Raw genomic sequence first — 24,494 nt, 5'->3', positions numbered from 1 at the left:
CATGTTTACGACTGGAAATCTTTACGAATTGAATACAGGGTTCAATCAATGAGTCATTTGTCGTCAGGCATGCACCACCAGCATGTCGGCATCTATTTCCCCGTCCGGGAAGAAGCATGCAAACTCCTGTTGACCTTCTGAAGCAAGTGGCGGCTCCAGAGTAAGGCACTTCTCCTGCTTGGCGGCAGGTAGTGCGGCGAATACCGGGCAACGCGTTGCGAAATTGCAACCCTTTGGCGCATCAAGCGGGCTGGGTAGATCGCCCTGCAGGATGATGCGTTCACGTGTGCGTTCCAGATGGGGATCGGGTACGGGGATCGCCGATAGCAGGGCCCTCGTGTAGGGATGCCGCGGATTGTCGAACACTTCGTCCACATCGCCGGTTTCCACGATCTTGCCCAAGTACATCACGGCCACGCGATCCGAGATGTGGCGGACCACGGAGAGATCGTGGGCAACCATCAGGTAGCTCAAGCCCAGTTCGGCGCGTAGCTGGTCCAGCAGGTTGATAACGCCGGCTTGGACGGAGACGTCCAAGGCAGAGACGGGTTCATCCAGCACCACGAGCTTTGGATTCACTGCCAGCGCCCGGGCGATGCCGATGCGCTGGCGCTGGCCTCCGGAGAACTGGTTGGGGAAACGGTTGACGTGGTCCGCCTGCAGGCCCACGAGCCGCATGAGTTCCATGATCCGCTTCCGGACGGCCGCCTTGGGCATGCCCAGGTTCTCCAGCGGTTCGGCCAGGACTTCGTACACCGTGAAGCGCGGATCCAGTGCCCCGGTGGGGTCCTGGAACACCATCTGCATTTCCTTGCGCATGGCCATCTTGGTCTTGGAGTCGGTGGCAACCTTGTTGCTCACGCCGCCGATGACCACTTCGCCCACTTGGTCCGGGTGGAACTCCATGATCTCCAGCAACGTGGTGGTTTTGCCGCAACCGGACTCGCCCACGATTGAGAGGCACTCGCCTTCGCGGATGTCGAAGCTCAGTCCGTCGACCGCCTTGACCGTGCCGATCCGGCGCTTGATCAGCGCACCCTTGAGCAGTGGGAAGTGTTTCTTCACGTCCTTGAGCTCAAGGACCTTGTCGCGCTCAAGGCGGGCAACGCCGTCGAACTTTGACACGGGCTTGGGCGGCGCCTGGAAAATCTCGTGGGCGTCCGCCTCGCCGGATAGCTGGTCCGTCTTGATGCAGGCTGCCCTGTGACCTTCGGAACCGGGTACCGAAAAGAGCTCGGGCTCGCCGTGCAGGCAGGCATCGCTGGCGAGCGGGCAGCGCGGCGCGAACGAGCAGCCGGTTACGGGCAGTGTCAGGTTGGGCGGCGTGCCTTCGATCGGAACCAACGACTGCTTGTTGGCGGTGTCAACGCGGGGGACGGCGCCGAGGAGACCCATGGTGTACGGCATGCGGGGGTTGTAGTAGATATCCTCCACAGTCCCGGTTTCCACCGGCTTACCTGCGTACATGACCATGATGTCGTCGGCCATGCCCGCTACGACGCCGAGGTCGTGGGTGATCATGACGACGGCGGCGCCGGTCTCCTCTTGCGCTGTGTGCAGGACTTCCAGCACCTGCGCCTGGATGGTGACGTCCAACGCCGTCGTGGGTTCATCCGCGATGAGTACCCGCGGATCGTTGGCAATCGCGATGGCGATCATTACGCGCTGGCGCATGCCGCCGGAAAATTCGTGCGGGAATGCCTTCAGCCGGTCCTTGGGGCTCGGGATGCCCACCATCCGCAAAAGCTCGACGGCGCGGGCTTCTTTAGCCTGTTTGCTCATCGTGGGGTTGTGGACGGTCAGGGCCTCGATGATCTGGTTCCCCACGGTGTAAACGGGGGTCAGCGAGGAAAGCGGGTCCTGGAACACCATGGCGATATCGCTGCCGCGGTGCTTGCACATCGCTTTGTCGCTCAGGCCGAGGAGTTCCTTGCCCTTGTAGCGCACGGAACCGGAGATGTCCGCGGTCTCGGGGAGGAGTCCCATGATGGCCATGGACGTCACGGATTTTCCGGAGCCCGATTCGCCCACGATGCCCAGGGTTTTTCCGGGCATGAGGTCGAAGTCCACACCGCGCACGGCGTGGACAACGCCGTTTTCAGAATTGAAGCGGACGTTGAGGTCCCGGACGCTCAGGACGGCATCGCCAGGGGCGTAGAGCCCGGCGTCCCGAAGTCGCTCTGCGGGCGTGTGGGAGATGTTGGTGCTCATTTGCTGGTCTTCTTTACGGTCTTGGTCTTCGCGCGGCCGATGGAACTGGAGCTGGGGTCGAAGGCGTCGCGGAGGCCGTCGTTCATCATGGCCAGCGAACCGGTCAGGAGGAACATGACGGTCAGAGGTACCCAGAACATCCACGGGAACGAGGACACCTGGCCGGTGGCTTGGCCGATGAGGACGCCCAGGCTGACATCGGGGAGCTTGATGCCGATGCCGATGAAGGAGAACGCCACTTCGGCGAGGACGGCACCGGTAATACCGCGGGTGAAATCGAGGACCAACAGTGAGCCGATGTTCGGCACGAGGTGACGCCATACGATCTTGCGGGAGGGAACACCCATGTACTTGGCGGCTTTGACGTAGTCCCGCTGCATGAGGGACATCGACAATGAGCGCACCAGGCGGGCGGTGCCCATCCAGCTGAAGAACAGCAGCACGATGATCAGCAGGAGCCAGCTGGGGAGGTCCTTGAGTCCGCCGCCCCCACTGGTGGCCACTGCGACCACCAGAATGGCCGGCATCATGATGAGGGCTTCAAGGATGAACAACATGACGGCGTCCACTTTGCCCCCGAAGAACGCCATGGTGCAGCCGTAGACGGCGGAAATCAGGACAGATACGCCGCCCACGATCAGGCCGATGAAGATCGAGATCCGCGTGCCTTCAACGATGAGCGCCAAGAGGTCAATACCGGCCTGCGACGTGCCCAGGAAGTGATCCGGTGATGGTCCCATGCCGATGTTGAGGGGATCAATCGTGTCTTTGTCCCACGGCGTCAGGAAACCACCGAACAGGGAGAAGAGGAACAGCGCCAGGAAGATCAACAAGCCGGCGACGGCGGTACGGTTCCGCATGAAGCGACGGAAGATAATGCGGGACTTCCCAATCACGACGTCCTGGTCGGCAACCCTTGACTCGTCGATTTCCGCAATGGGATCAATGATGTTCGTCATTACTGGACCCTCACTCGTGGATCCACCAGCGTCGTCGCGAAGTCGGCAAGGATGGCGCCGATCGCGAAGATCACCGAGCCGTACGCCAGCGTAGCCGTGGCGACGTTAACGTCCTGAAGCCCGATCGCCTGGATGCTCCACAGGCCGATGCCGGGCCAGGCAAAGATCGCCTCGGCAAAGAAGCCGCCGGTGAAGATCGCGGGGATGGTGAAGGCAATGCTCTGCGCCACGGGAATGAAGGACACCCGCAGGGCATGCCTGCGGATGGCTTGGTTGCGGGTAAGCCCTTTTGCCCTGGCGGTGCGGACGAAGTCGGCATTCACGTTGTCCAGGAGATACTGCCGCTGGGCGATCTGGTAACCAGCCCAACCGAAGATGGTCATCGCGAAGGTGGGCACGGCGTAGTGGGCCACAAGGTCAACGAAAGCCGGCCAACCCGGCTCGATCCCCGGCGTCGAGATGCCGGTGACGAAAAAGATGCGCTGGCCTACGGTCTCGTTGACGCTGATGGCGCCCAACTGGACCAGGAAGTAGGCGATCGGCGCGGGAAGGATATGCACCAGGTAGCTGTAGGACGTGATGACGCGGTCCTGGTATTTGTATTGCCGCGCTGCTGAATAAACGCCGAGCGCGACGCCGATGATCAGCGTGAGGATGATGGAGGCGATAAACAGGCGGGTGGAAACAAGTACCCGGTCAGCGAATTCGGCGTTGACGAATGCCCCGTTTGGGCTGCGGCCCCAGTCCCAGCGGGTGATGATGCCGCCGAGCCAGCCGACATAGCGTTCCCATGGGTTGGCGTCGGGGTCCAGGCCGAGTCCACGGAAGGAGGCTGCTACCTGTTCCGGGGTTGGCCGCGGGATCTTCTCCTGTTCCAGGACCGCCGGTTTGAGCGTTGATACTGCCAGGAAATAGCCCGCGCTCGTGGTCAGGAAGATCATGATCAGGTAGATGCCCGACCGCTTCGTCAGATATTTCAGCATGTCGGGCGGCTGCCCTGGATCGTGGCAAAGCTCAATGCTCGTCCTTCCGCGGTTCCCGGCTGTGGCCGGCGTCAGCTACGAATTGGCATGAGGGGTGATGGCCCCCCAGACCCCTCCACGTGAACACCGCCCTTGTATGGCATGGGTCACATTCAAGAGGAAACTACCACAATAACTGCTTCACGTTTCGCTCAATCAGGCCCGGTTTCTTGCCTGCAGCCAGATTGTTATCTGGATTCGCGTCACGATTTCGACAGCGGCGGCACTGTGGCGCTTGCAGCCCGACTCTCGTTGTGAGGTCCGCTCTCGCCCTAGATTGGTATTTTGGGGCGCACAGCGGGCCTCACAACGCGTTTAACCTGAGCGGGCGCCAACAAAAGCGCTTACGAAGACGAACCTGAGCTAGGAAGATCCCATGAGGCGCGTGACGAGTTCGCGCCAGGAGTCCGTGAGCCGTTTCGGCGAGATGCCGTGGACTCGCACGTCATTGACGATTCGTTCGGGGTCCAGCGCGGAAAGCAGCGACATCGCCATGACCCACGGATCCGCGATGCCGGCCTCCCGCAGCAGGACCTCTATATGCCGGTGGGCAAGTACCGTGGCCGGCACGTCAAAGCGATTGCGGGCATTGGTTGCGGCCGCCTTCAGGAGCTCACCGTTTTCCAGGACGAAGTAGATGCGGCCCTCGCCGTAGGCCATCAGCCGTTCGCTGGGCGTCGCGCCCGGGCCCAAGGGTGGCGGACCAAACATGAAGCCGCGCTGGAATTCAGATTCAGAGTCACTCAGAAGGGTCATCATCAGGCCGGCCCGGCTACCGAAGCGACGGAACACGGTTCCCTTGCCAACGTGGGCCTTGCAGGCGAGCGCGTCCATGGTGAGTGCTTCCACGCCAAACTCGTCAACCAACTCGCGGGCAGCGCACAGGAGCCGCTCGCGATTCCGGGCTGCATCGCTGCGCTCATGCGGCGGACCGAAGGGCACGTCCGGCTGGATTGGGATCGAGCTCACAAAAAACATTCTAGACCCGGGAATAGAAACCGGACCGCAGTCCGTTTAGTATCAGTGAAGGTCCAAACGCTTAAAAAGGAGACACCATGTCAAAGAGCACCGTTCTTACCCTCGTCGGCAGCCTCCGCGCTGATTCCCACAACAAGAAGCTCGCCGAAGCCATCCAGCTGAACGCACCGGAGAACGTGGACGTCCAGATCCACGATTCCCTGGGCAGCATTCCGTTCTACAACGAGGACATCGACGTTGAAGGCCAGGTTCCCGCCGAAGCGGCAGCCCTGCGCGCTGCTGCAGCCAACGCCGACACCCTTCTCCTCGTCACCCCCGAGCACAACGGCACCATGCCCGCATCGCTGAAGAACGCCATCGATTGGCTGTCCCGCCCGTACGGCGCCGGCGCCCTTAGCGGCAAGCCGACCGCCGTCGTCGGAACCGCCTTCGGCCAGTTCGGCGGAGTCTGGGCACAGGACGAGGCCCGCAAGGCTGTTGGCATCGCCGGTGCCAAGGTCCTTGACGAGGTCAAGCTGGCCGTCCCGGGTTCCATGGTCCGCTTCGCTGAGCTCCACCCGAAGGACGACGCCGAGGTTGTTGAGCAGATCAAGGCTATCTTCGAGCCCCTGACTGCCGTTCAGGAAGAAGAAGCCGCAGCCTAGTCTTTTCGCTTTCAACGCCCCCGCTCCGTCCCTGCGAATCCACAGGACGGAGCGGGGGCATTTGCGTTTCCGGCGTCTTCCCGATGAAGCGTGATCAACTCTTGTCCGAACCGTCACCGTAGCGGCATTTTGCTGCAAGCCACACGGGCCTAACGTTGAACTACAGGTGGACGGACAGGAGCGTGGGGCTGTCATGCGTGCCGGGCGGAGACCAACAAGTACGACGGCGATCCCGGCTGCCTGCCTCATGCTGGGTCTGCTGCTGGCTGGCTGTACTTCGGCCCCAGGGACCCTGCCTTCCGCCGGGGATACTTCATCTGCTCCTGTGGTGGGCCCGTCCAGTTCGGTTCGTGATGTTGCGTCGGATGGGGCTCCCAACACTCCGTCTTCGACATCCACGGCAACGGGAAGCGGCACTGCGGATCGTCCTGATGCGTTCGCCACTCCCTCAACCATTCCGGGCTCCGGTGGTGCTGGGGCTGATTCTGGCTCTGGTGACGGTGGCACGGCAGTGGCCCCAACGCCTGGGCCGAGTGCCGCCGCCGAGCCTTTACCCGTCGCTACGCCAAGCTCTTCACCGACGGCTGTTGCTCCCGTTGCGCGGGCTGCCACCGTGCCCCAGGACCTGAATTTGGGGCCGGCTGTGTACTACGTTGCCGTTGACGACGGGGGCGCCAGAGGTGTTCGCTTCGGATGCAACGACAGCCTGGTGCCTGTCCGCGGGGCCTTGGCGCCCGGTGACCCGTTGACGCTGGCGCTGAGCCGCCTGCTGGAAGCTGGCATGCCCTTGGACACCGGCGCGGGCCTCTACGATTCGCTGGCCAATTCCTCGTTGCACTTCGTGTCCGGCTACGTCAGCGGAGCAACAGTTGTGGTGAATTTGAGTGGAACGCTGCTCCCCGGTGGAGTCTGCGACATCCCGCGCATTGAAGCCCAGTTGACCCACACCATCGTCTCCGCCAGCGGGGCATCCCGAGCCGAAATCTACATCAATGGCAAGACTTTGGCTGAGGCGCTGAGCCTGCGTTAGCGCGCAAGCCGCAATTTCTCAAGCCGTTGCGATGGCCAGCACCCGTCGCAGTGCCCACGCCACACGGAGCAGCGCCAACACGGACGCGAAGGTGAGAACGAAGACAACTGCCTCCGGAATCCAGAGGCCCCTGGGACCATCGCCCTCCAGTACCACGGCAACAAGGGCGGCCACCACCAGCAGGCCGAGCCCCGGGATGGCGAACAGGAACACTTCTCCGATTTGGCGACGATGCACGGCGCTGAGCTTCTCCAAGGGAAGCTCGCGCTGCCCGGGCGCCGCCTTTTTGCCGAGCACGTTGATCAGCATGGAGACACTGGTGAGCGTGAGGCCAGCGGTAGCGCCAGCCAACGTAGCGAGAGTCTGGAACAGGGTTCGACGGGCACCCGAATCGACGCCCTCCAGCATCAACGGCTGCTTCAAGAGCCACGCCAAGCCAAGCCACATCAGCACAGTCAAAACGGCCCACCCATAGTCTGCTGGCGGGTGTAGCAGGAACCACCTCCAGACCGTCCGGCGGCGCCCGGCGTGCTCGACGTCAACCTCGTACAAGCTCATGGTCCGCGCTGCCTTCTGATCCCTCCGCCGGTTTCCCGTCCCCAGGTTTCGCCTTGGAGGGTTCCTCCTTTGTGACTGCAGCCAGAGCTTCCCGCACTGCCGCCATTCCACCGGCGACGATGTCCGGCACAGGGAATGAATCTGCGGCGCCTCTGATTTCCGGCAGTGTGAGAGCGAAGAAAGCCTCGTTATCCCTGGCCTGTTTGTTGAGAATTGCGACTGCCTCAGCAGCGGACTTTCGGGGATCATTGAACACATCGGGGTCCACTTCGATGTGGGAGATGAAACGCTCCTTCAGGAGATCGACCACCTCGCGGTCGCCGGTCAGGGAGTCCTTGCCCTCGGCTACGACGTAGTCGAAGTGCTCTACCGATCCTGCCCTGCGGAAGAGATCAATCAGTTGCTGGATGCGGTCCCGGATCCGCTGCTTGTCCTCAGCCCTTCCCGAACGGCCCACGCTCAGTGAAATGCGGAAGGTTCCTTCAGTCATCAGGCGCGAGGCACTGTCCAGAACGTCAGCCCATTCACCCTCCATCAGTTTTCCGGAGAGGCGTTCAGCAGGAAGTGCGAACTCGAAGCGACTCACCTCGAGCCTGGTGAGGATCTCCTCGATATCCTCGCGGACCACCGGAACCAACCCGGGCTCAAGCCCCAACATGCCTTCGAGGTACTCACCCATCCTGGAAGCCCTCGGGCCATTGCCGCTGGTCAACACGGCCATGACGTTCCGCTTCAGGAAGGCAAAGTAAGTGGTTTCCAGGAGATGGTCGCCCGGCGCCAAGGGGAGGGGCTTGCGGCGTCCAAGTGCATCCCCCACGCTGGGCAGGTTGGTCTCGCGGACCCGATCCAGGAGTATCACCGGATGTGGTGAGAAGGATGCCGTTTGAGCGACCAACACCGTGCCGTCCATGCCGATGAAATGCCGGTTGGTACCAGCGTCTTGAGCCTTCTTCAGTGCCTCGGCCACGCGGCGTGCCGGAAACGGTGCGCGCAGATCATCGCCATTCAGTTGGTCAATGCGCCAGAACTGCACACTGCGTCTTGCCATCCGCCCTCCCCTGCCTGCGGTCTTTGCTGCTGATTCCAAGCTAATGGCGGGGTCCGACATTAAAGCCAGGTTCCGCCGTCGTGCGCTTTCCTCTGCCGCAAACCGCCCCACTTTCGGCCTGTACGCTACTTATGGCCTGTACTTGGGCCCCTGGGCGAAGAGCGCATCCATTTCGTCGTGGCTGCGGGTGCCTGCCAACCCTGCCCAGTTACCGTCGCCCAGAATTTCCTTCGCCACCCGTGCGACTTTTGCGTAGGCAGCTTTAGCTGTATTTCCGCCGATGCTGACCCGCCGTATGCCGGCATCGTGAAGTTCCAGCGGCGATGGCGCGCCTACTCCCGCAAGTGCATTGAGGGGTGCGGGGATCTTGCTGGAGAGTTCGTGCAGGACGTGAAGGTCCACGACTCCGGGAACGAAGATGCCGTCCGCGCCAGCCGTAAGGTAGGACTCAGCGCGGCGCAAGGTCTCGTCGTAAGCGTTGTCCGGATACTGTCCCGAGAGGTATGTGTCCGTTCGGGCATTGATGAACAACGGGACTCCGCGCTCGTCCGCTACGGCACGGATCAAAGCGATACGCCGCGATTGTTCGTTGATGTCCGTCAGTGGCTCCGCAGCCGAGTCCTCAATGTTGATGCCCACGGCGCCCGCATCCAGCACTCCGTGCACGGTGGCCCGCAGTTCGTCGTCTGTGCGCCCGTATCCAGTTTCGATGTCGGCAGTAACCGGCAGTTTGGTTGCCCCTACCACCCGCCCCAGCGCCGCCATCGCCAGCCCCCACGGCACGTGGTCGCCGTCCCGGAAGCCCAGGCTCCAGGAAACCGCCGAACTTGAGGTGGCTATCGCCGTCGCGCCGGCCTCCTGCACCACGCGGGCGGAAGCCGCATCCCAAACATTCACCAGGACCAATGGCGTGGGCCCGGCGTCGTGAAGCTTGTGGAAGAGTTCGGCTTTGGTCACGGATCCCCGGTGCAGTGTCATAGCTACATTCCAGCCCCTACCGTTCCCGGCGTAAAGGAAACGCCGCAAACCAGCGCGTTCTTGAAAACATATGTTGCCTAATTAGCAACCTTCAGGAGTATCCTGTGTCTGTGACCCACGAAACATTGGATGCCGGCACCAAGCTGCCCGCTGAAGCCATCGACGCCATTGAGCGGGCCGCTACGGCCGCCGCCCACCCGCACGAGGAACTGTTCTCCGCGCGGGCCGCCAACATCAAGCAGTCCGCTGTCCGCGACGTCTTCGATATCTCCATGCGGCCCGGCCTTGTCTCGCTCGCAGGCGGCAACCCATACCTGCAGTCGCTGCCGCTGGAAAAGCTTGGCCAGACCGCCGCCAGGATCATTGCCGAAGACGGGATGACCGCCCTGCAATACGGCGGAGGCCAAGGAACCGCGGAACTGCGCCAACAAGTCTGCGCGATCATGGCCGCAGAAGGCATCATGGACGCACAGCCTGAGAACATCGTGATTACTGCAGGTTCCCAGTCAGCGCAGGATGTGGCCACCAAGGTCTTCTGCAACCCCGCCGACGTGGTCCTCGTCGAAAACCCCACTTACGTTGGGGCCCTGAATACTTTCGAGGCTTACCAAGTGCAGGTGGAGCCAATCGAAATGGACGACGACGGGTTGGTACCTGAACTGCTTGAGGCCAGGATCGCCGCGCTCCAGTCAGAGGGCAAGAGCATCAAGTTCCTCTATACAATCCCCAACTTCAACAATCCCTCGGGCATCACCTTGGCGGAGGCGCGCAGGCAGCGGATCGTAGATATATGCCGCAAGGCGAATATCATCGTTCTGGAGGACAACCCCTACGGCCTGCTCCGGTTTGACGGTCACCCGATCGCACCGATGCGGGCTGCAAATCCAGACGACGTCATCTACTTGGGGTCCTTCTCCAAGATCTTCGCTCCGGGTCTTCGCATTGGCTGGGCCTTGGTGCCCGCCCACCTGCAGCGTCGCTTCTACCTGGCCTCCGAAGCAGTCACGCTTTGCCCGCCGCCCCTGAACCAAATGCTTGTATCCGCATATTTGCGTGATTACGACTGGTGGGGGCAAATCGAAACCTACCGCGGCCTGTACGCGGAACGCTGCAAAGCCCTTCTTAGCGCCCTGGACGAATACATGCCGGCCGGACTCTCGTGGACACGCCCCGACGGTGGATTCTTCGTCTGGGTTACGTTGCCTCAAGGCGTGGACACCTACCCTTTGTTGAAGAAGGCCATCGATGCGGGGGTTGTCTTCATTCCCGGCGCAGCTTTCTCGCCGGCAGATGGCCCCTCCAACAAGCTCCGCCTGGCGTTCAGCGCTGTACCGCCGGATACGATTGCCGAAGGCGTACGTCGTCTGGCCCCTGTTCTCGCAGAGGCCATCAAAGCCACCACTGAAGGAGCAGGACTATGACCGGGGTTGTCATTGTAGGAGTAGACGGTAGCGAGACGGCGATGAGGGCGGCCAAGGCTGCCCAGCAACTGGCCATCGGGATTGGCGCCAGTCTTCGCGTGGTGAGCGCTTTTGACAGCAACAAGACCGAGGTAGTTGAGATCGGGACCGACAAATGGATCGTGTCAGACGCTGCCGAAGCCGAAGCCGTCGCCCGCACCGTGGCGGAGCGCCTGTCTGACGACCGCCTTGAGGTCACGTACTCGGCAGCCCGCGGCAAGCCCGGTGAAGCCTTGGTCAAAGAAGCAGAAATGCTCGAAGCGCGGTTGATCGTGGTGGGCAACCGCCGCATGCAAGGCCTTGGTCGTGTCCTTGGCAGCGTAGCCAACACCGTGGCCCACAATGCTCCTTGCGATGTCTACATCGCCAAGACCGACCAACCGTAAGCGACCTGAATCACGCCGCCGGGTGGGGAGCCTCACCCGGCTTTTGGCGTGATTTTGGCCGGCCCCCAGAAGTCATCGTTATAAAATTGAGATGCCCCCAATGGCGTGAGCCATCCTCCATCATCTGACTTCAGGGGACTTCACTTGCTTACTTTGCAGCCGCGCCAGCGCGTTGGACACGACATCCTGCTTGCCCGCCACGGCAACAGCATCAGCACGATGCGTTTTGACCGCGCGAATGACCGCATCATCGCGATGCTCGACGACGGCTCCTGGGACAGCGCCCCCAACATGATTTCCCCCAGCCTGAACATGCCGGAAACTTTCGGCAGCATCATGCGCAAGGACTGGCGGTTCCTCTCCCTTGCCTGCGTCGCAATGATCACCGTCGCAGCCATGGCCATGGGCATCAGCGTGGAGATGGCAAACCACATGTCCACCACGGAACTTCAAGCGTTGCTGGTCAACTACCCCGCGTTCTAAAGCGGGGCCGCCCTTACAGCAGGTCTCCGGAGGCCTGCCCCGCGCGCGGCCTGCCCTCAGAGCATCCACTCCCGCAGCAGCCACCACAAACCTGCGATGACGGTACCGCCGAACAAAGAACCGGCAACGACTTGAGCGAGCGTATGGGCGCGCAGCACCACCCGCGACCACCCCACGGCCGGCACAATGACCAGCAGGGGCAGCCAGGCGGGCCCAAACATCAAAACCACAATGACGGCAGCGGCGGCGATGGCCGAAGCGTGTCCGCTCATTTTCCAAAAAGCGCTCACCACCGCCAGAACGGCGATGCCTCCGATCAGGGCGATGATCATCAGTGAAACACTCACCGGACCCTTAATCACCTGCAGCACCACAAGGCCCGCAAGCACGGAGATCAAGGCAAGCAGCAGCAATGCGGGCCGTTGCCGACGGTCGCTGACATGATGGTCCGTGACCCTGCCCAGCTTGATCAGCACCAGCACGTACGCCAGCGGCAGGATACAGACGAACAGGGCCCCGAGCAGCCCAAGACCCATGGTCCCGGGAAACCCGGGTTCGATAGCCGGACTGATCAACAGTAGTGCCGTCACTACAATGGGCGGCTGGAAGACTTCCGTCAGAACCCGGGCGACTGTGCGCCAGGGTCCTGACAGCAACTGGGCAGGCACATAACCAGGCTTGCCAGCGGCCACGGCGGTGTTCGGCCCTGCAGCCGCGTTGGTGGCGGCCGGGCGATCAGTCAAGCAACAATGCCGGTTCTTCAAGAATGGCAGCTACATCGGCCATGAAGCGGGCCGAGAGGTCGCCGTCCACCACCCGGTGGTCAAAGGACCCACCCAGCGTGGTGATCCACCGCGGAATCACTTCCCCGTCCAGGACCCACGGCTTCTGCTTGATGGTTCCAAACGCAATGATGGCAACCTCGCCCGGGTTGATGATGGGCGTTCCCGTATCGATGCCAAGCGCGCCGATGTTAGTGATGGTCAGGCTGCCGCCCTGCATCTCGGCGGGCTGCGTCTTGCCTGCCCGGGCCTTCGTAGCGAGATCGTTGAGGGCGAGGGCCAACTCCTTAAGGGAGAGATCCTGGGCGTCCTTGATATTCGGCACCATCAAGCCACGCGGTGTCGCAGCTGCGATACCCAAGTTCATGAAGTGCTTGACCTGGATCTCCGCACCGCCGTTGCCATCAGCGTTATCTACCCACGTGGCGTTGACACTGGGGTTCCGCGCGGCGGCCCAAATGACGGCCTTGGCCAAAATAAGCAGCGGGGATACCTTGATGCCCTCGAAGTCCCGTGAAACCTTGAGCCGCTTGACGAACTCCATGGTCCGGCTCGCGTCGACGTCAACAAAGATACTCACGTGCGGTGCCGTGAACGCGGACTCCACCATGGCCTTGGCAGTTGCCTTACGCACACCCTTCACGGGAACGCGCTCGATTCTCTGGTCCTGGGGCTTCTTTGACGCACCCCAGAACGACTCTGCTTGATCAAGCTCAGCATCGCGCTGCGCCTGATAGCTGACCAAGTCCTCGCGGGTCACCTCTCCGCGCTGTCCCGTGGCCACGACGTCTGCAAGATCAATGCCGAGATCGCGGGCGAACTTGCGCACCGGCGGCTTTGCCAGGACCTTGTTGACGAGCCCGCTGATGGTACCGCTGATGGCGGCGCCGCGTGACGCGGCGGTCTGGGGCGTTGAAACTCCCAAGCCTGGGATTTCCGGCGCTGTGCCTTCCGGCGTCTGGGTAACGGGCGTCTGGGTAACGGGCGATTGGGTGACAGGCGCGACGGCGGCGCGTGCCGACGTCGGGCGTTGAGGCACCGGCGTCCGGGCTGCTTGGGCAGCCAGAACCGCTTGGTGGTCCTGGACTGTACCTTCGGCATTTTCGGCGACCGTAGTTGCTTCGCCAGTACCCGCTGGACGCTTGCGCGCACGGCGCTTCACGGAGTCGGCCTTGGGGCCGGAACCCACCAGCGGTCCGCCTGCCGGGCCGTTTTCGCCATTGTCGGTATCAGCGGGAAGCTTGCCGTAGAGAGGGGCATCGACGGCGGGAGCCGCCGCCGGAGCCTGGGTCACCGGCGGCGCATCCCCGGGCTGGTTGTCCGAAACCGCGATGATTGCCGTGCCGACCTCCACCGTTATGCCTTCTTCGACCAACAACTCGGTGACCGTTCCGGCGAAAGGCGAAGGGAGCTCAACGAGCGACTTCGCTGTCTCGATCTCGCACAGGACATCGTTGATGGCAACGGTGTCGCCGGGCTTAACTTTCCAAGCCACTACCTCAGCCTCGGTCAGGCCTTCGCCGACGTCCGGCAGGTTGAATTTCTTTACAGTCACGGTGGTCCTCGATTTCCGTCTGCCCGGCTGTGAAGCCGGACTGGATCAGGGCGGTTTAGTAAGCCAGGGAGCGGTCGAGCGCTTCGAGGATTTTGTCGATGTCCGGCAAGTAGTCCTCTTCAACCTTGGCCACGGGATACGGCATGTGGAAACCGCCAACGCGGATCACAGGGGCTTCAAGGTGCAGGAACGCCCTTTCGCTGATGCGGGCGGCAATTTCTCCGCCGATGCCACCGAACGTGGGGGCTTCGTGGGCGACGATCAGCCGGCCGGTCTTCTTGACCGACGCCTCAACGGTGTCGAAGTCCACAGGCGAGATGGAGCGGAGGTCGATGACCTCAATGCTGCGTCCATCCTCAATGGCAGCGTTTGCTGCAGCGAGGGCAACCGGAACCAACGGCCCGTAAGCCACAATCGTGGCGTCCGTACCTTCACGGACCACGTGTGCTTTGAACGGGTCTTCTGACAGACCGGCATTCTCAACATCCACCTCGCCCTTGAGCCAGTAACGGCGCTTGGGCTCGAAGAAGATCACAGGGTCCTGGCACTCAACGGCCTTCTGGATCATCCAGTAAGCGTCGTGGGCGTTGGACGGCGAAATGATACGGAGGCCGGCGGTGTGGGCGAACAACGCTTCCGGGGATTCGGAGTGGTGCTCGATGGAACCAATGCCGCCGCCGTAAGGGATCCGAATAACAACAGGAACAGTCAGGCGGCCATGGCTGCGGGCATGGATCTTGGCCAACTGCGTGGTGATCTGGTTGAAGGCCGGATAGACGAAGCCATCGAACTGGATTTCGCACACCGGCAAGTAGCCACGCAAAGCGAGCCCAATCGCGGTACCAACAATGCCGGACTCTGCCAGAGGGCTATCGACTACGCGGTCCGCCCCGAATTCCTTGATCAGGCCATCCGTCACCCGGTAAACGCCACCTAGGTGCCCGATATCCTCGCCCATCAAGAGGGACTTGGGGTTGCTCTTCAGCGATGCGCGGAGACCTTCGTTGATGGCCTTTGCAATGGTCATGGTTGCCATCAGTTAGCTGCCTCCTGGTCGGTTTCGAAGCCTGCCGAGTATTCCTCGAACCACGCCTGTTCCTCTGCAATCAGCGGGTGCGCTTCGGCGTAGACGTTGGCGAAGGAATCGCGGATGTCCGGCACCTCAAGGCCATGCGTGGTGCTGCGGACATACTTGGCCAGCTCATCGCCGTCGGCCTGCACCTGCTCGAAGAAGGCTTCATCGGCGAGCCCTTCAGTCCGCAGGTATTTCTCCAAACGATCCAGCGGATCCTTCTCACGCCACGCAGCCTCTTCGGCCAATTCGCGGTACTTGGTGGGGTCGTCAGCTGTGGTGTGCGCACCAACTCGGTAGGTGTAAGCCTCGATGAGCACAGGGCCCCGGCCTTCACGGGCATGCTCCAGGGCCCATTCAGTGACAGCGTGTACGGCAATGACGTCGTTACCATCCACGCGGATTCCCGGGAAACCGTAGCCCTTGGCGCGGTTGGCCAACGGAACCTTGGTCTGGACTTCGGTAGGCACGGAGATGGCCCAGTGATTGTTCTGGCAGAAGAAGACAACCGGGGCATCGTACGAGGCAGCGAAAACCATTGATTCGTGGACGTCGCCTTCAGAGCTGGCGCCGTCACCGAAGTAGGCAATCACCGCAGCTTTGGGATCATTGGAATCACCGGCAACCGCGAGCTTCTGGTCCCGCTGGATGCCCATGGCATAGCCCACGGCGTGAAGCGTCTGCGCGGCGAGGACCAAGGTGTAGAGGTGGAAGTTGTTCCCGCGCGGGTCCCAGCCTCCGTTGGAGACACCGCGGAACTGCTTCAACAGTTCAGCAAGGTCCACGTTGCGCACCAGTGCGACACCGTGTTCACGGTAAGTGGGGAAAATGTAGTCCTGGGGCTGGCTGGCGTGGGCCGAGCCGATCTGGGCGGCCTCTTGACCAGTCAGCGGCACCCACAAAGCGAGCTCGCCTTGCCGCTGCAGCGCGGTGGCTTCCTGGTCAAAACGGCGGATCCTGGCCATGTCGGCATAAAAGACGCGGAGCTTTTCGGGGTCTATCCGCTTGGCATAGTCAGAGAAGACGGGATCGGTGCCTAGCTTTCCGTCAGGGCCGAGCAACTGGACCATCTCTACGGGTTCACCCGAGGCAGCTACAGCCGCTGAGGTTGCCGCCAGAGTTTCATCGGTCCCGGGGGGCAGTTGTGTCGAGCCCATTCCGTCTCCTTGCTTGCCGCAGCTAGTGCCGGGCAATGTCTGTCGCTGGGATATATGCCTGTTCCGGAATGCATTCCGGAACGGGCATATATTTTGGCTTTCGTCCTTACTTTATCGGCAGTAAGTAGCGTAGGCGCATTTGTTAACCGCTAGGAACTGTGCGGAGCCTTTGTATAACCTGCACAGAGTTTCAGGAACCTCGTATTGGCTTCCACTTCGCCAATGCTGACCCGGACTCCCTCATTACCGAAGGCCCGGACAGACAAGGCCTGCTCGGCTGCCAACGCCGCAAACTCGCCGCTGTTCTCGCCCAGGTTCAACCAAACGAAGTTGCCCTGGGCCTCCGGCACGAACCATCCGAGATCGCGGAGACCCGAAGTGACGCGGTCTCTCTCATCCACCAGGCTTTGTACCCTTTCGACAACCTGGTCGAAATTCTCCAGGGATGTAATCGCGGCGCGTTCTGCAATTTGCGAAACGGCGAAGGGTGTAGCCGTGACGCGAAGGTGCTGGGTGAGCTGCGGGCCGGAAACACTGTAGCCAACGCGCAGTCCTGCCAACCCGTGGGCTTTGGAGAAAGTCCTCAGCACCACAACATTGGGGTATTTCCGGTAAAGCTTGATCCCGTCTACGGCAGCCTGGTCGCGGACGAATTCCTGGTAGGCCTCATCAATGACCACCACCACGTTGGGCGGCACCGACTTGATGAAGCGCTCCGTTTCCTCAGCCGTGAGGATGGGCCCGGTGGGGTTGTTCGGGGTGCAGAGCAAGATCACCTTGGTGCGCACCGTAACCGCTGCGGCCATCGTTTCGAGATCGTGACGGCCATCCGAAAGCAACGGGATCTGCACGCTGGCCGCCCCGGCGAGGCCCACACAAATGGGGTAAGCCTCGAAGGAGCGCCAGGCGTAGATCACCTCATCCGACTTGCCGTCATCATTCTGGCCCGCAAAGGTGGCAAGAATCTGGTTGAGTGCGCCGAGGCTTCCTGCACCGGTGACGACGTCGTCAGCAGGAACATCCAGGAAGTCAGCCAAAGCATTGCGCAATTTGGTTGCCAGGGGGTCTGGGTAGCGGTTGATGTCAGTCTGGTCTGCGATGGCCTGCAACACTGCAGGGATCGGAGGCAGCGGGTTTTCATTGGACGACAATTTGTAGCTGGTGAGGCCCTTGATCGCAGCGGGGGGTTTACCAGCCGCGTACTTGGGGAGCCTGTCCACGACCGGTCGAGGGAGTACGCCCTCCGGTGCGTTGTCAGTAGTAGTCATGGATTCAAGCCTACTTGCACCCCTGCGGCGTTTGGGTGTTCGGCCGCCAACGTTCATCCTCATCAAGCTACCTCCTATAGTGATGTCTCAGCCGAGCCACAGACGAGTATGAAAGCATGGGCGCATGGGTTCATTCATAGTTCGCGTCCTGATCAATGGTCTAGCTCTGTGGATCGCCAGCTGGCTGTTGGAGGGACTGGAGATCTCCTCCTCTGCCACCGAAAAGGCGGCAGCCAACGCAGGGATCACTGAAGGCGCGGATGCAGCAGGCATCGTCTTGGCCTACCTCTTCATCGGCCTGATTTTTGGAGTGGTCAACGCGTTCGTGCGCCCACTGGTGAAGATTCTGTCCCTCCCCGTGACGATCCTGACCCTGGGGCTGTTTACGATCATCATCAATGCGGCAATGCTGTACCTGACAGCGTGGCTGAGCAGCTTTACGCCTGTGCACCTCACCATTGACTCGTTCTTCTGGACAGCGATCCTCGCCTCGATCATCATCAGCATCATCAGCCTGGTTGCCGGCCTCATCCCAGGGGCCCGCAAACGCTAGATGCAGTTCCCGCCGCCAGAGCTGTTCTCACTGTTGGCGCCGCAGGCACCGTTTGCGCTGCACTAACCATTGGCGCTGCAGTCACCATTGCGCTGTACTTACCGCGCTCCGGCCCCGGATCGCGTCTCTGGAAGATTGGGGTTCCGCAGGCTCGGCCTTTTGTCCGGCAAGGGTGACCGTTCCAGCTTGAAGTGCGTCACCTTTGCCACGCCTCCCACGCCAACAACACCCGCGAACGCCGCGGTAGAAGCTGCAAGCGAGGCGTCCTGACTCGCCGTGACCAATTCGGCGCCTGCTGCGTAGTTCTCCAGGCGGTGACCGGGCCCCAGGCCATGGTCTTCCCCCTCTGGCGTTTTGACTTCATTGTTCAGCGTTACCGTCACCCTGTCCTTGGTATCAGGGTTCACCCGGCCGTCCGAACCAGGCACCCAGTCCTGGACGTGCTCCAGGTGCAATGAAGCAATTCCGGGTTCCGCGCTAATACCGCCAGCAGGGGCTCCGGCCGTCAGTACATATTTGAGGTCGAATTCGCTCAGGAATGCCTTGTCCTGGCCGAGGTTCATGGCATGTGCGCCTCCCTGGCTGTGCCCGACTGCCACAATCTGGTCTCCGGCTTCAGCGCCCGCTTCCCTCAACGCCTGACCAATAGCCGGAACCACTTCTTCAGAGTCGTATCCGAGTGCTTCACCTACACCCGGTATGTCGAGGGGATTGGTATCCGGCGCTTGGGGTTGTGTTCCCGGAATCAACACCATCCAGGAGGACGAACCACCGCGGTCCAGCTGGATGATCTCAATTTCTCCATCGCCCCGGGCATGGAGTTGCTCGAGTCGCCGGATGCTTTGCGCCATGGATGGATCCACTTGCTCGATCGACTCGTCTATTTTCTCGATGTTCACCGGGCGGGGCCTCAGTCCGGGAACGAGGGGTGACTGCAGAAGTCCACGCATGATGCCCCGCGCCCCCATCCCTGGTGGAATGATGCTTGTGACCACGTTGTGCGTGATGTCGCGGCCGGGTACCCAGGGTGCACCTGACATCTTCATCTCATCAAGCCTCAACATCCGCGGGAACAGGTTCTTGATCTCTGTTTGGACGTAATCGTGATGACTTGAACGTACACTCGCACTGACACCAACCAATTCCTGACGCACCCTGCCTACCTCCTGACCGCTTTCAGCCACGGCGTCGATCGCGGCGCACCCCGAGGCGTACGAGTCGAAGAGGTAGGGCCCCAATTCAGCCTGCACCCGACGGGTTTCTTCTTCCACACCAATCAGCTGCTGGACCAAGTCATCAAGGAGTGCGGCTCCACGCAGGAGCTCTTCCAACTGGCAGGACATTCCGCCCACTCCCCCACGGATGCTGAGGATCCCATCCGGGGCTGGGGCCAGAGGTTGAGGGGCTGAACCCGCACCCACAGGAGCAACATCAGCCATCAGTGCGCCCTCCCATCGGAGACGGCGACGTTCTGTGAATGACGGAGAACCGAGGCGGCTGCATCTTCCAGTGATTCCCGTGCCCGCATGAGTGCTGAGGCGTGAAGAGCAATAGTTGTCCTGTAAGCACTTCCGGCCGGAGACTGCCACTCTTCCAACTGGGTCCGCCGCAAGGATGCCAGCACAGCATCCGTCTGATCCACGGAGGCCTTAATTCGCCAAGCGAGCCTCTGGACTTCGTGGCTGCGCGAGGCACATTCCAGTGGATCGAAGGTGGGTGGGTTGGCTGCAGGCATCAAGCCGACGCTCATGTCCGTGTACTCCATTGATTGTTCTGCTGATCGGTAGGCATGACGCTACGGACCCGGGGAACCGGGCGGAAGCGCCGCCGTCGGCTATGTGGATAACGCGGGCGGCTGTCCACATAGCCAAGTCACCAACTCGGGCGCCTCCGCGGAACATGAAAGAATAGGCACCATGGCTGAATCCCCTCGCGTGTCCCTCGCTTCCGAACCCCTCGCCCTTGGCGCCCTCGATGGCCGGTACCGTGCCGCCGTCGCGCCCCTCGTTGATTACTTGTCCGAGGCCGCATTGAACCGCGATCGCGTTCACGTTGAGGTTGAGTGGCTGATCCACCTGACCAGCCAGTCGGTGCTGCCTGGAGCGGGTCCCCTGACGGACGAGCAGATTTCGCAGCTCCGTGCCATCGTCACCGAATTCAATGCCGCATCGGTCAACGAACTCGCGGAGATCGAGGCCGTCACCGTCCACGACGTCAAGGCGGTGGAGTACTACATCGGCCGCCGCCTTCCCGCGATTGGCATCGAAAACCTGACAGCCATGGTCCACTTCGGCTGCACGTCAGAGGACATCAACAACCTCTCCTACGCCGTTGGTATCAAGGGCGCCGTAGAGGATGTGTGGCTCCCCAACGCCACCGCACTGGTCCAGCAGATCGAGGCCATGGCCGAAGCCAACCGCTCCGTGCCCATGCTGTCCCGGACACATGGCCAGCCCGCCACGCCCACCACACTCGGCAAGGAGCTGGCGGTCATCGCGCACCGCCTGAACCGCCAGCTGGCACGGATCGCCAAGACTGAATACCTCGGCAAGATCAACGGCGCCACGGGCACATACGCGGCACACGTTGCTTCCGTCCCGAGTGCCGACTGGGAAGCTGTTGCCAAGACCTTCGTCGAAGGACTGGGCCTCACCTGGAACCCGCTCACCACGCAGATCGAAAGCCATGATTGGCAGGCGGAGCTCTACGCCGATATTGCCCGCTTCAACCGCATCCTGCACAACGTCTGCACGGACATCTGGAGCTACATCTCCATCGGCTACTTCCGCCAGATTCCCGTTGCTGGTGCCACCGGGTCCTCCACCATGCCCCACAAGGTCAACCCGATCCGCTTCGAAAACGCCGAGGCCAACCTGGAAATCTCCAACGGCCTGCTGGACACCCTGGGCGCAACGCTGGTTACTTCCCGCTGGCAGCGCGACCTCACGGACTCCTCCTCACAGCGCAACATCGGCGTCGCCTTTGGTCACTCCCTGCTGGCAATCTCCAATGTCGCCAAGGGCCTTAAGGCCCTCGACGTCGCCGAGGAAGTCCTTGCTGGCGACCTCGACACCAACTGGGAAGTCCTGGGCGAAGCCATCCAGATGGTCATGCGAGCTGAAGCCATTGCCGGCGTGGAAGGCATGGAAAACCCCTACGAGCGGCTGAAGGACCTCACCCGGGGCCAGCGCGTCGATGGTGCCCGGATGCAGGAGTTCGTGCAGGGGCTCGGCCTCTCCGCCGACGCCGAAGCCCGCCTGCTCGCCCTCACCCCGGGCAAGTACACCGGTATCGCCGACAAATTGGTGGACCACCTGAAGTAGCAACAAACGCGGACGACGGCGGGCCGGGGCTTGGTGCCTCGGCCCGCCGTCGGCGTTTAACGGGCTGTCGCCGATTAAACCGCCGCCGTCATTCAACCCACCGCCGTCATTCACCCCGCGGCCGTCCTAACCCGCCGACGTCGACTAAATCGGCACAGGTAGTCAACACGGCCTTTAAGCTGATGAGACCGACCCAGCGGAATCAGAACAGCTACAACGTGAGGAGCGGAGCACCCATGAAGCTCCTACTGATCAGGCACGGACAGACCCCCGGCAACGTGGCGGGCCAACTGGATACTGCCTTTCCTGGCCCGGGGTTAACGGAACTCGGCGAACGGCAAGCAGCTGCCCTGCCAGAGGCTCTTGCAGACGAGTCCATTCAGGCGCTCTACACATCCACGCTTCTCCGCACTCAGCGGACGGTGATACCGCTCGCCGCCGCCACGGGACTGGAACCGGAAATCCTGGACGGCGTCCACGAGATCGAGGCGGGTGCGTTGGAGAAGAAGACGGATCACGAGTCGCACATGCGGTACATGAGCACGGTGTTCGCTTGGTCTGACGGCGACCTCGACGTTCGCATGCCGGGCGCCTTCAACGGCCATGACTTCTTTGCCCGCTTCGATGCCTCTGTGGAAAAGGTTGCGGCGGCAGGACATTCGACGGCGGCCATCGTCAGCCACGGTGCCGCAATCCGCTGCTGGGCAGGCCGCAGGGCAGAGGATATCGACACGCTCTTCGCTGAGACCCATCAATTGCCCAATACCGGAATCGTGGCGCTCGAAGGTGATCCCGAATCAGGATGGCGCGTGCTCCACTGGGACCAGATTCCCGTGGGTGGGCTCGCCTTGGCAGACCAGACGGCCGAGGACCCTACAGGCGAAGCGTTGTGAGGCCTGCTCTGCGCGCCAAATTCCCGCGACAAGGCGCCGAGCAGACCCCGCAACGCAGGAAATTCAGCAATTCTCCCGAAGCTTACGCGCAGGAAACACGGCGGTAACCACAGCTTCCTAGGCTTAAGACGCATAAACACCTCAGCGAAACCAAAGCGAAATGAGGCATCGATGCAGACCAACCCCCGGCTCAACATCCGGCAGGTCACCTGGGCGAACCCGGTAGGCGCTGACCTCCGCGCCGCGCAACAGGCTGAACTGGACGCCCGGTTCGGAACCACGGATCACGAGCCCGGTCCCCCGCCCACCGAAGCTGACACTGCGGTTTTCGTTGTGGCTTACGAGAAATCCTCCGGACAACCGCTCGGATGCGGCGGCCTGAGGATGTTGGACGAGAACACAGCTGAGATCAAGCGACTGTACGTGGTTCCCTACGCGCGGGGATCAGGAGTCGCGAGCTCCATCCTGGCTGCACTCGAAGCCCAGGCCCACTCCCACGGCTTCAGCGTCATCGCAGCTGAGGCAGGATCAGCGCAGTCTGACGGACGGAGCTTCTACGTAAGTGCTGGATTCGCCGAAGTTCCCAATTTTGGACCGTACATCGGCGTAAATGGGTCTTACTGCTACTCCAAGCGGATCGACTCCCATAGCGCGTCCCACACGGCGATGGCGTAAACGCCTGAGACTCAGCAGCAACCAAGCGTCGCGCAACATCAAGCACACGCTGCGGTAGTCAGATAATCTCGGAAAATGGAAAAAGCAGACATCACCTTCCGCACGCGCAAATGGGTGCGGCCCGAGGACCTCAATGCCAACGGCACACTCTTCGGTGGAAGCCTGCTGAAGTGGATCGATGAAGAGGCAGCGATCTACGCCATCCTCCAGTTGGGCAATGGCCGTGCGGTCACCAAGTACATCTCCGAGATCAACTTCGTGAGCTCAGCCGTTCAGGGCGACCTCATCGAGATGGGTTTGACGGCCAAACGCTTCGGCCGCACGTCCTTGACCATGCGCGCCGAGGTCAGGAACATGATCACCCGGCAGAGCATCCTGACCATCGAGGAAATCGTGTTCGTAAACATGGGCGCTGATGGCCGCCCGCAGCCCCACGGCTATACGGAAATCACGTATGACCGGGACCGCATCCCCACCCATCACCTGACAGAAACCCTGCACGAGGACTGAACCGGGCGCCGTCGGGCGCTAACACCGTTGAACCCGCGGGTCCCGGAGGGTAGAACGGAGGCATGACCGACGTGAACTCCTGGATGAGCCAATACATACGCGCGTGGACCTCGAACGAGCCCGATGACATCCGGGCATTGTTCACTGAAAACGCCATCTACTGCGACAGGCCGAACACTGAATCACCGTGGAACGGGCATGAAGAAATCGTGAAAGCATGGTCGGACGCTGGCGACAAGCCCGATGATTGGACCTTCGAGTGGACGCTCCTGGGCCAGGATGGTGACACGGCTTTCGTCCAGGCCGTGACCACATACCTCAACGGTGAGCCCACCTACGACAACCTTTGGGTCATCCGCTTCGCCGAGGACGGCCGTGCGCGCGAATTCACCGAGTGGTACATGGCGCGGAAAGACACCCCCGCCGAACCCAACTAATACGAAAGTAGGGCGGGTCAGGTGCGGCAGCGCCGCTCACCTGATACTTGGGTCAGTTTCGGGATGGCTTGCTGATCAGGACATTCTCGTGGATCAGGGTCCAGCCCTGATATTCCGGTCGGTTGGCGTCGACGCCGTCGTTGATGAGCTTCGCCTCTGTGCCGTCCCCGCCAGTGATGGTGACGATCTGCTCGCTTGTCGCGACGGCTGCGCAACCCGCCCTCCACCGCTCAGGAAGTCCCACAGGTACCGTAATCAGGCAGGCGGCCCCGGAAGTGGAACTTTTAGCGCCGAAGTACTTCACGTCGTCGTAGGTTGCCAGCAACCGGGCTGTCCCGGCCTCGACGTTCAGATCCACGCCGGTAAGGCTCACGGACTCCGGAAGCTTGTCCTCCGCCGACGCTTCCCGCTCCAGGGCTTTCAACCCGGCTGGAGCCGAGCAGCCAGTAAGCCCCAGCGCGGCGACTACGGAAAACAAAGCTATCGCACGACGAGTCATAGCGCTGCCCCCT

The 24,494-nt window shown here is 61.7% G+C and carries 26 protein-coding genes; 11 read left to right on the top strand and 15 right to left on the bottom strand.

Annotation, left to right across the window (positions count from 1 at the left end; genetic code table 11):
* Positions 1-63: 63 nt before the first annotated feature.
* The 4 genes from ABIE18_RS11725 to ABIE18_RS11710 all read right to left on the bottom strand — a co-directional run bounded on the left by ABIE18_RS11725 (position 64) and on the right by ABIE18_RS11710 (position 5,161).
* The gene (locus tag ABIE18_RS11725; RefSeq protein WP_499722949.1) at positions 64-2,211 is read right to left on the bottom strand and encodes an ABC transporter ATP-binding protein; all 2,148 of its coding nucleotides are present in this window, start codon (positions 2,209-2,211) and stop codon (positions 64-66) included.
* A complete protein-coding gene (locus tag ABIE18_RS11720; protein WP_499722948.1) occupies positions 2,208-3,170 on the bottom strand; it encodes an ABC transporter permease in 963 nt (320 codons plus the stop codon). Before ABIE18_RS11720 ends, ABIE18_RS11725 begins: the two co-directional genes overlap by 4 nt.
* Positions 3,170-4,153 carry an ABC transporter permease gene (locus ABIE18_RS11715; RefSeq protein ID WP_499722947.1) on the bottom strand — a complete coding sequence of 328 codons (984 nt, stop codon included), beginning with the start codon at positions 4,151-4,153 and terminating at the stop codon, positions 3,170-3,172. Before ABIE18_RS11715 ends, ABIE18_RS11720 begins: the two co-directional genes overlap by 1 nt.
* A gap of 402 nt (positions 4,154-4,555) precedes the next feature.
* Positions 4,556-5,161 (bottom strand): TetR/AcrR family transcriptional regulator, encoded by a 606-nt coding sequence (locus ABIE18_RS11710; protein WP_499722946.1) that lies wholly within the window; start codon positions 5,159-5,161, stop codon positions 4,556-4,558.
* A gap of 86 nt (positions 5,162-5,247) precedes the next feature.
* Between ABIE18_RS11710 and ABIE18_RS11705 the strand changes: the two genes are divergently transcribed.
* Positions 5,248-5,814: an NAD(P)H-dependent oxidoreductase gene (locus ABIE18_RS11705; protein WP_499722945.1), complete on the top strand. Its 567-nt coding sequence runs from the start codon at positions 5,248-5,250 to the stop codon at positions 5,812-5,814.
* Positions 5,815-5,980: 166 nt separating this feature from the next.
* Entirely contained in the window at positions 5,981-6,844 is an 864-nt protein-coding gene (locus ABIE18_RS11700; RefSeq protein WP_499722944.1) for a GerMN domain-containing protein, read from the top strand.
* A gap of 18 nt (positions 6,845-6,862) precedes the next feature.
* Here the strand turns inward: ABIE18_RS11700 and ABIE18_RS11695 are convergent, their stop codons facing one another.
* The 3 genes from ABIE18_RS11695 to ABIE18_RS11685 all read right to left on the bottom strand — a co-directional run bounded on the left by ABIE18_RS11695 (position 6,863) and on the right by ABIE18_RS11685 (position 9,428).
* Positions 6,863-7,402: a hypothetical protein gene (locus ABIE18_RS11695; protein WP_499722943.1), complete on the bottom strand. Its 540-nt coding sequence runs from the start codon at positions 7,400-7,402 to the stop codon at positions 6,863-6,865.
* On the bottom strand, positions 7,383-8,450 hold the full coding sequence (locus tag ABIE18_RS11690) for a hypothetical protein (RefSeq protein WP_499722942.1): 1,068 nt from the start codon (positions 8,448-8,450) through the stop codon (positions 7,383-7,385). Before ABIE18_RS11690 ends, ABIE18_RS11695 begins: the two co-directional genes overlap by 20 nt.
* 129 nt (positions 8,451-8,579) lie before the next feature.
* Positions 8,580-9,428, bottom strand: coding sequence for an isocitrate lyase/PEP mutase family protein (locus tag ABIE18_RS11685; RefSeq protein ID WP_499722940.1), 849 nt, complete (start codon positions 9,426-9,428; stop codon positions 8,580-8,582).
* A gap of 110 nt (positions 9,429-9,538) precedes the next feature.
* Here ABIE18_RS11685 and ABIE18_RS11680 point away from each other — a divergent pair, with 110 nt between their 5' ends.
* The 3 genes from ABIE18_RS11680 (at position 9,539) to ABIE18_RS11670 (ending at position 11,757) form a co-directional block, all read left to right on the top strand.
* A complete protein-coding gene (locus tag ABIE18_RS11680) occupies positions 9,539-10,849 on the top strand; it encodes an aminotransferase-like domain-containing protein (RefSeq protein ID WP_499722939.1) in 1,311 nt (436 codons plus the stop codon).
* The gene (locus ABIE18_RS11675) at positions 10,846-11,274 is read left to right on the top strand and encodes a universal stress protein (protein ID WP_431117086.1); all 429 of its coding nucleotides are present in this window, start codon (positions 10,846-10,848) and stop codon (positions 11,272-11,274) included. The genes ABIE18_RS11680 and ABIE18_RS11675 overlap by 4 nt, the downstream gene beginning before the upstream one ends.
* 144 nt (positions 11,275-11,418) lie before the next feature.
* The gene (locus tag ABIE18_RS11670; RefSeq protein ID WP_431117087.1) at positions 11,419-11,757 is read left to right on the top strand and encodes a hypothetical protein; all 339 of its coding nucleotides are present in this window, start codon (positions 11,419-11,421) and stop codon (positions 11,755-11,757) included.
* 56 nt (positions 11,758-11,813) lie between these two features.
* Here ABIE18_RS11670 and ABIE18_RS11665 read toward each other — a convergent pair whose 3' ends face one another.
* The 5 genes from ABIE18_RS11665 to ABIE18_RS11645 all read right to left on the bottom strand — a co-directional run bounded on the left by ABIE18_RS11665 (position 11,814) and on the right by ABIE18_RS11645 (position 17,591).
* Positions 11,814-12,410: a phosphatase PAP2 family protein gene (locus ABIE18_RS11665; protein WP_499723072.1), complete on the bottom strand. Its 597-nt coding sequence runs from the start codon at positions 12,408-12,410 to the stop codon at positions 11,814-11,816.
* An 82-nt stretch (positions 12,411-12,492) separates the two neighbouring features.
* On the bottom strand, positions 12,493-14,094 hold the full coding sequence (locus tag ABIE18_RS11660; protein WP_499722938.1) for a dihydrolipoamide acetyltransferase family protein: 1,602 nt from the start codon (positions 14,092-14,094) through the stop codon (positions 12,493-12,495).
* Positions 14,095-14,149: 55 nt separating this feature from the next.
* Entirely contained in the window at positions 14,150-15,130 is a 981-nt protein-coding gene (locus tag ABIE18_RS11655; protein WP_499722936.1) for an alpha-ketoacid dehydrogenase subunit beta, read from the bottom strand.
* Positions 15,130-16,323, bottom strand: coding sequence for a pyruvate dehydrogenase (acetyl-transferring) E1 component subunit alpha (gene pdhA, locus ABIE18_RS11650; protein ID WP_499722935.1), 1,194 nt, complete (start codon positions 16,321-16,323; stop codon positions 15,130-15,132). Before pdhA ends, ABIE18_RS11655 begins: the two co-directional genes overlap by 1 nt.
* A 149-nt stretch (positions 16,324-16,472) precedes the next feature.
* On the bottom strand, positions 16,473-17,591 hold the full coding sequence (locus ABIE18_RS11645) for a histidinol-phosphate transaminase (RefSeq protein WP_499722934.1): 1,119 nt from the start codon (positions 17,589-17,591) through the stop codon (positions 16,473-16,475).
* 124 nt (positions 17,592-17,715) lie between these two features.
* On the opposite strand from ABIE18_RS11645, the gene ABIE18_RS11640 reads away from it, so the two are divergent.
* Complete coding sequence (locus ABIE18_RS11640; RefSeq protein WP_216926244.1) at positions 17,716-18,144, top strand: phage holin family protein; 429 nt, start codon at positions 17,716-17,718, stop codon at positions 18,142-18,144.
* A 98-nt stretch (positions 18,145-18,242) separates the two neighbouring features.
* On the opposite strand, the gene ABIE18_RS11635 is transcribed toward ABIE18_RS11640, so the two are convergent.
* Together ABIE18_RS11635 and ABIE18_RS11630 are read right to left on the bottom strand one after the other, a co-directional pair.
* Positions 18,243-19,583: a hypothetical protein gene (locus tag ABIE18_RS11635; RefSeq protein ID WP_499722933.1), complete on the bottom strand. Its 1,341-nt coding sequence runs from the start codon at positions 19,581-19,583 to the stop codon at positions 18,243-18,245.
* On the bottom strand, positions 19,583-19,894 hold the full coding sequence (locus ABIE18_RS11630) for a hypothetical protein (protein ID WP_499722932.1): 312 nt from the start codon (positions 19,892-19,894) through the stop codon (positions 19,583-19,585). The genes ABIE18_RS11635 and ABIE18_RS11630 overlap by 1 nt, the downstream gene beginning before the upstream one ends.
* A gap of 166 nt (positions 19,895-20,060) precedes the next feature.
* On the opposite strand from ABIE18_RS11630, the gene purB reads away from it, so the two are divergent.
* From purB to ABIE18_RS11605, 5 genes are all read left to right on the top strand, one after another.
* Positions 20,061-21,467, top strand: coding sequence for an adenylosuccinate lyase (gene purB / locus ABIE18_RS11625; protein ID WP_499722930.1), 1,407 nt, complete (start codon positions 20,061-20,063; stop codon positions 21,465-21,467).
* A 236-nt stretch (positions 21,468-21,703) separates the two neighbouring features.
* Positions 21,704-22,360 (top strand): histidine phosphatase family protein, encoded by a 657-nt coding sequence (locus ABIE18_RS11620; RefSeq protein ID WP_497944111.1) that lies wholly within the window; start codon positions 21,704-21,706, stop codon positions 22,358-22,360.
* Positions 22,361-22,531: 171 nt separating this feature from the next.
* Positions 22,532-23,035, top strand: coding sequence for a GNAT family N-acetyltransferase (locus ABIE18_RS11615; RefSeq protein ID WP_499722929.1), 504 nt, complete (start codon positions 22,532-22,534; stop codon positions 23,033-23,035).
* 75 nt (positions 23,036-23,110) lie between these two features.
* Entirely contained in the window at positions 23,111-23,545 is a 435-nt protein-coding gene (locus tag ABIE18_RS11610; RefSeq protein ID WP_224093181.1) for an acyl-CoA thioesterase, read from the top strand.
* Positions 23,546-23,607: 62 nt separating this feature from the next.
* Positions 23,608-23,982 carry a nuclear transport factor 2 family protein gene (locus tag ABIE18_RS11605; RefSeq protein ID WP_499722928.1) on the top strand — a complete coding sequence of 125 codons (375 nt, stop codon included), beginning with the start codon at positions 23,608-23,610 and terminating at the stop codon, positions 23,980-23,982.
* A 52-nt stretch (positions 23,983-24,034) separates the two neighbouring features.
* On the opposite strand, the gene ABIE18_RS11600 is transcribed toward ABIE18_RS11605, so the two are convergent.
* Positions 24,035-24,481: a hypothetical protein gene (locus ABIE18_RS11600; protein WP_499722927.1), complete on the bottom strand. Its 447-nt coding sequence runs from the start codon at positions 24,479-24,481 to the stop codon at positions 24,035-24,037.
* Positions 24,482-24,494: the final 13 nt, after the last annotated feature.

The sequence above is a fragment of the Arthrobacter sp. 2762 genome, from assembly GCF_040548745.1.
In the GTDB taxonomy this organism is placed as follows: domain Bacteria; phylum Actinomycetota; class Actinomycetes; order Actinomycetales; family Micrococcaceae; genus Arthrobacter.
This window is presented reverse-complemented; position numbering and strand designations above follow the sequence as displayed.

Bases quoted from the DNA above. Each gene is read 5' to 3' on its own strand.
- ABIE18_RS11725 (WP_499722949.1), bottom strand. From the start codon at position 2,211: ATGAGCACCAACATCTCCCACACGCCCGCAGAGCGACTTCGGGACGCC.
- ABIE18_RS11720 (WP_499722948.1), bottom strand. From the start codon at position 3,170: ATGACGAACATCATTGATCCCATTGCGGAAATCGACGAGTCAAGGGTT.
- ABIE18_RS11715 (WP_499722947.1), bottom strand. From the start codon at position 4,153: ATGCTGAAATATCTGACGAAGCGGTCGGGCATCTACCTGATCATGATC.
- ABIE18_RS11705 (WP_499722945.1), top strand. From the start codon at position 5,248: ATGTCAAAGAGCACCGTTCTTACCCTCGTCGGCAGCCTCCGCGCTGAT.
- ABIE18_RS11695 (WP_499722943.1), bottom strand. From the start codon at position 7,402: ATGAGCTTGTACGAGGTTGACGTCGAGCACGCCGGGCGCCGCCGGACG.
- ABIE18_RS11690 (WP_499722942.1), bottom strand. From the start codon at position 8,450: ATGGCAAGACGCAGTGTGCAGTTCTGGCGCATTGACCAACTGAATGGC.
- ABIE18_RS11685 (WP_499722940.1), bottom strand. From the start codon at position 9,428: ATGACACTGCACCGGGGATCCGTGACCAAAGCCGAACTCTTCCACAAG.
- ABIE18_RS11675 (WP_431117086.1), top strand. From the start codon at position 10,846: ATGACCGGGGTTGTCATTGTAGGAGTAGACGGTAGCGAGACGGCGATG.
- ABIE18_RS11655 (WP_499722936.1), bottom strand. From the start codon at position 15,130: ATGGCAACCATGACCATTGCAAAGGCCATCAACGAAGGTCTCCGCGCA.
- pdhA (WP_499722935.1), bottom strand. From the start codon at position 16,323: ATGGGCTCGACACAACTGCCCCCCGGGACCGATGAAACTCTGGCGGCA.
- ABIE18_RS11645 (WP_499722934.1), bottom strand. From the start codon at position 17,591: ATGACTACTACTGACAACGCACCGGAGGGCGTACTCCCTCGACCGGTC.
- ABIE18_RS11640 (WP_216926244.1), top strand. From the start codon at position 17,716: ATGGGTTCATTCATAGTTCGCGTCCTGATCAATGGTCTAGCTCTGTGG.
- ABIE18_RS11635 (WP_499722933.1), bottom strand. From the start codon at position 19,583: ATGGCTGATGTTGCTCCTGTGGGTGCGGGTTCAGCCCCTCAACCTCTG.
- ABIE18_RS11630 (WP_499722932.1), bottom strand. From the start codon at position 19,894: ATGAGCGTCGGCTTGATGCCTGCAGCCAACCCACCCACCTTCGATCCA.
- purB (WP_499722930.1), top strand. From the start codon at position 20,061: ATGGCTGAATCCCCTCGCGTGTCCCTCGCTTCCGAACCCCTCGCCCTT.
- ABIE18_RS11620 (WP_497944111.1), top strand. From the start codon at position 21,704: ATGAAGCTCCTACTGATCAGGCACGGACAGACCCCCGGCAACGTGGCG.
- ABIE18_RS11615 (WP_499722929.1), top strand. From the start codon at position 22,532: ATGCAGACCAACCCCCGGCTCAACATCCGGCAGGTCACCTGGGCGAAC.
- ABIE18_RS11610 (WP_224093181.1), top strand. From the start codon at position 23,111: ATGGAAAAAGCAGACATCACCTTCCGCACGCGCAAATGGGTGCGGCCC.
- ABIE18_RS11605 (WP_499722928.1), top strand. From the start codon at position 23,608: ATGACCGACGTGAACTCCTGGATGAGCCAATACATACGCGCGTGGACC.
- ABIE18_RS11600 (WP_499722927.1), bottom strand. From the start codon at position 24,481: ATGACTCGTCGTGCGATAGCTTTGTTTTCCGTAGTCGCCGCGCTGGGG.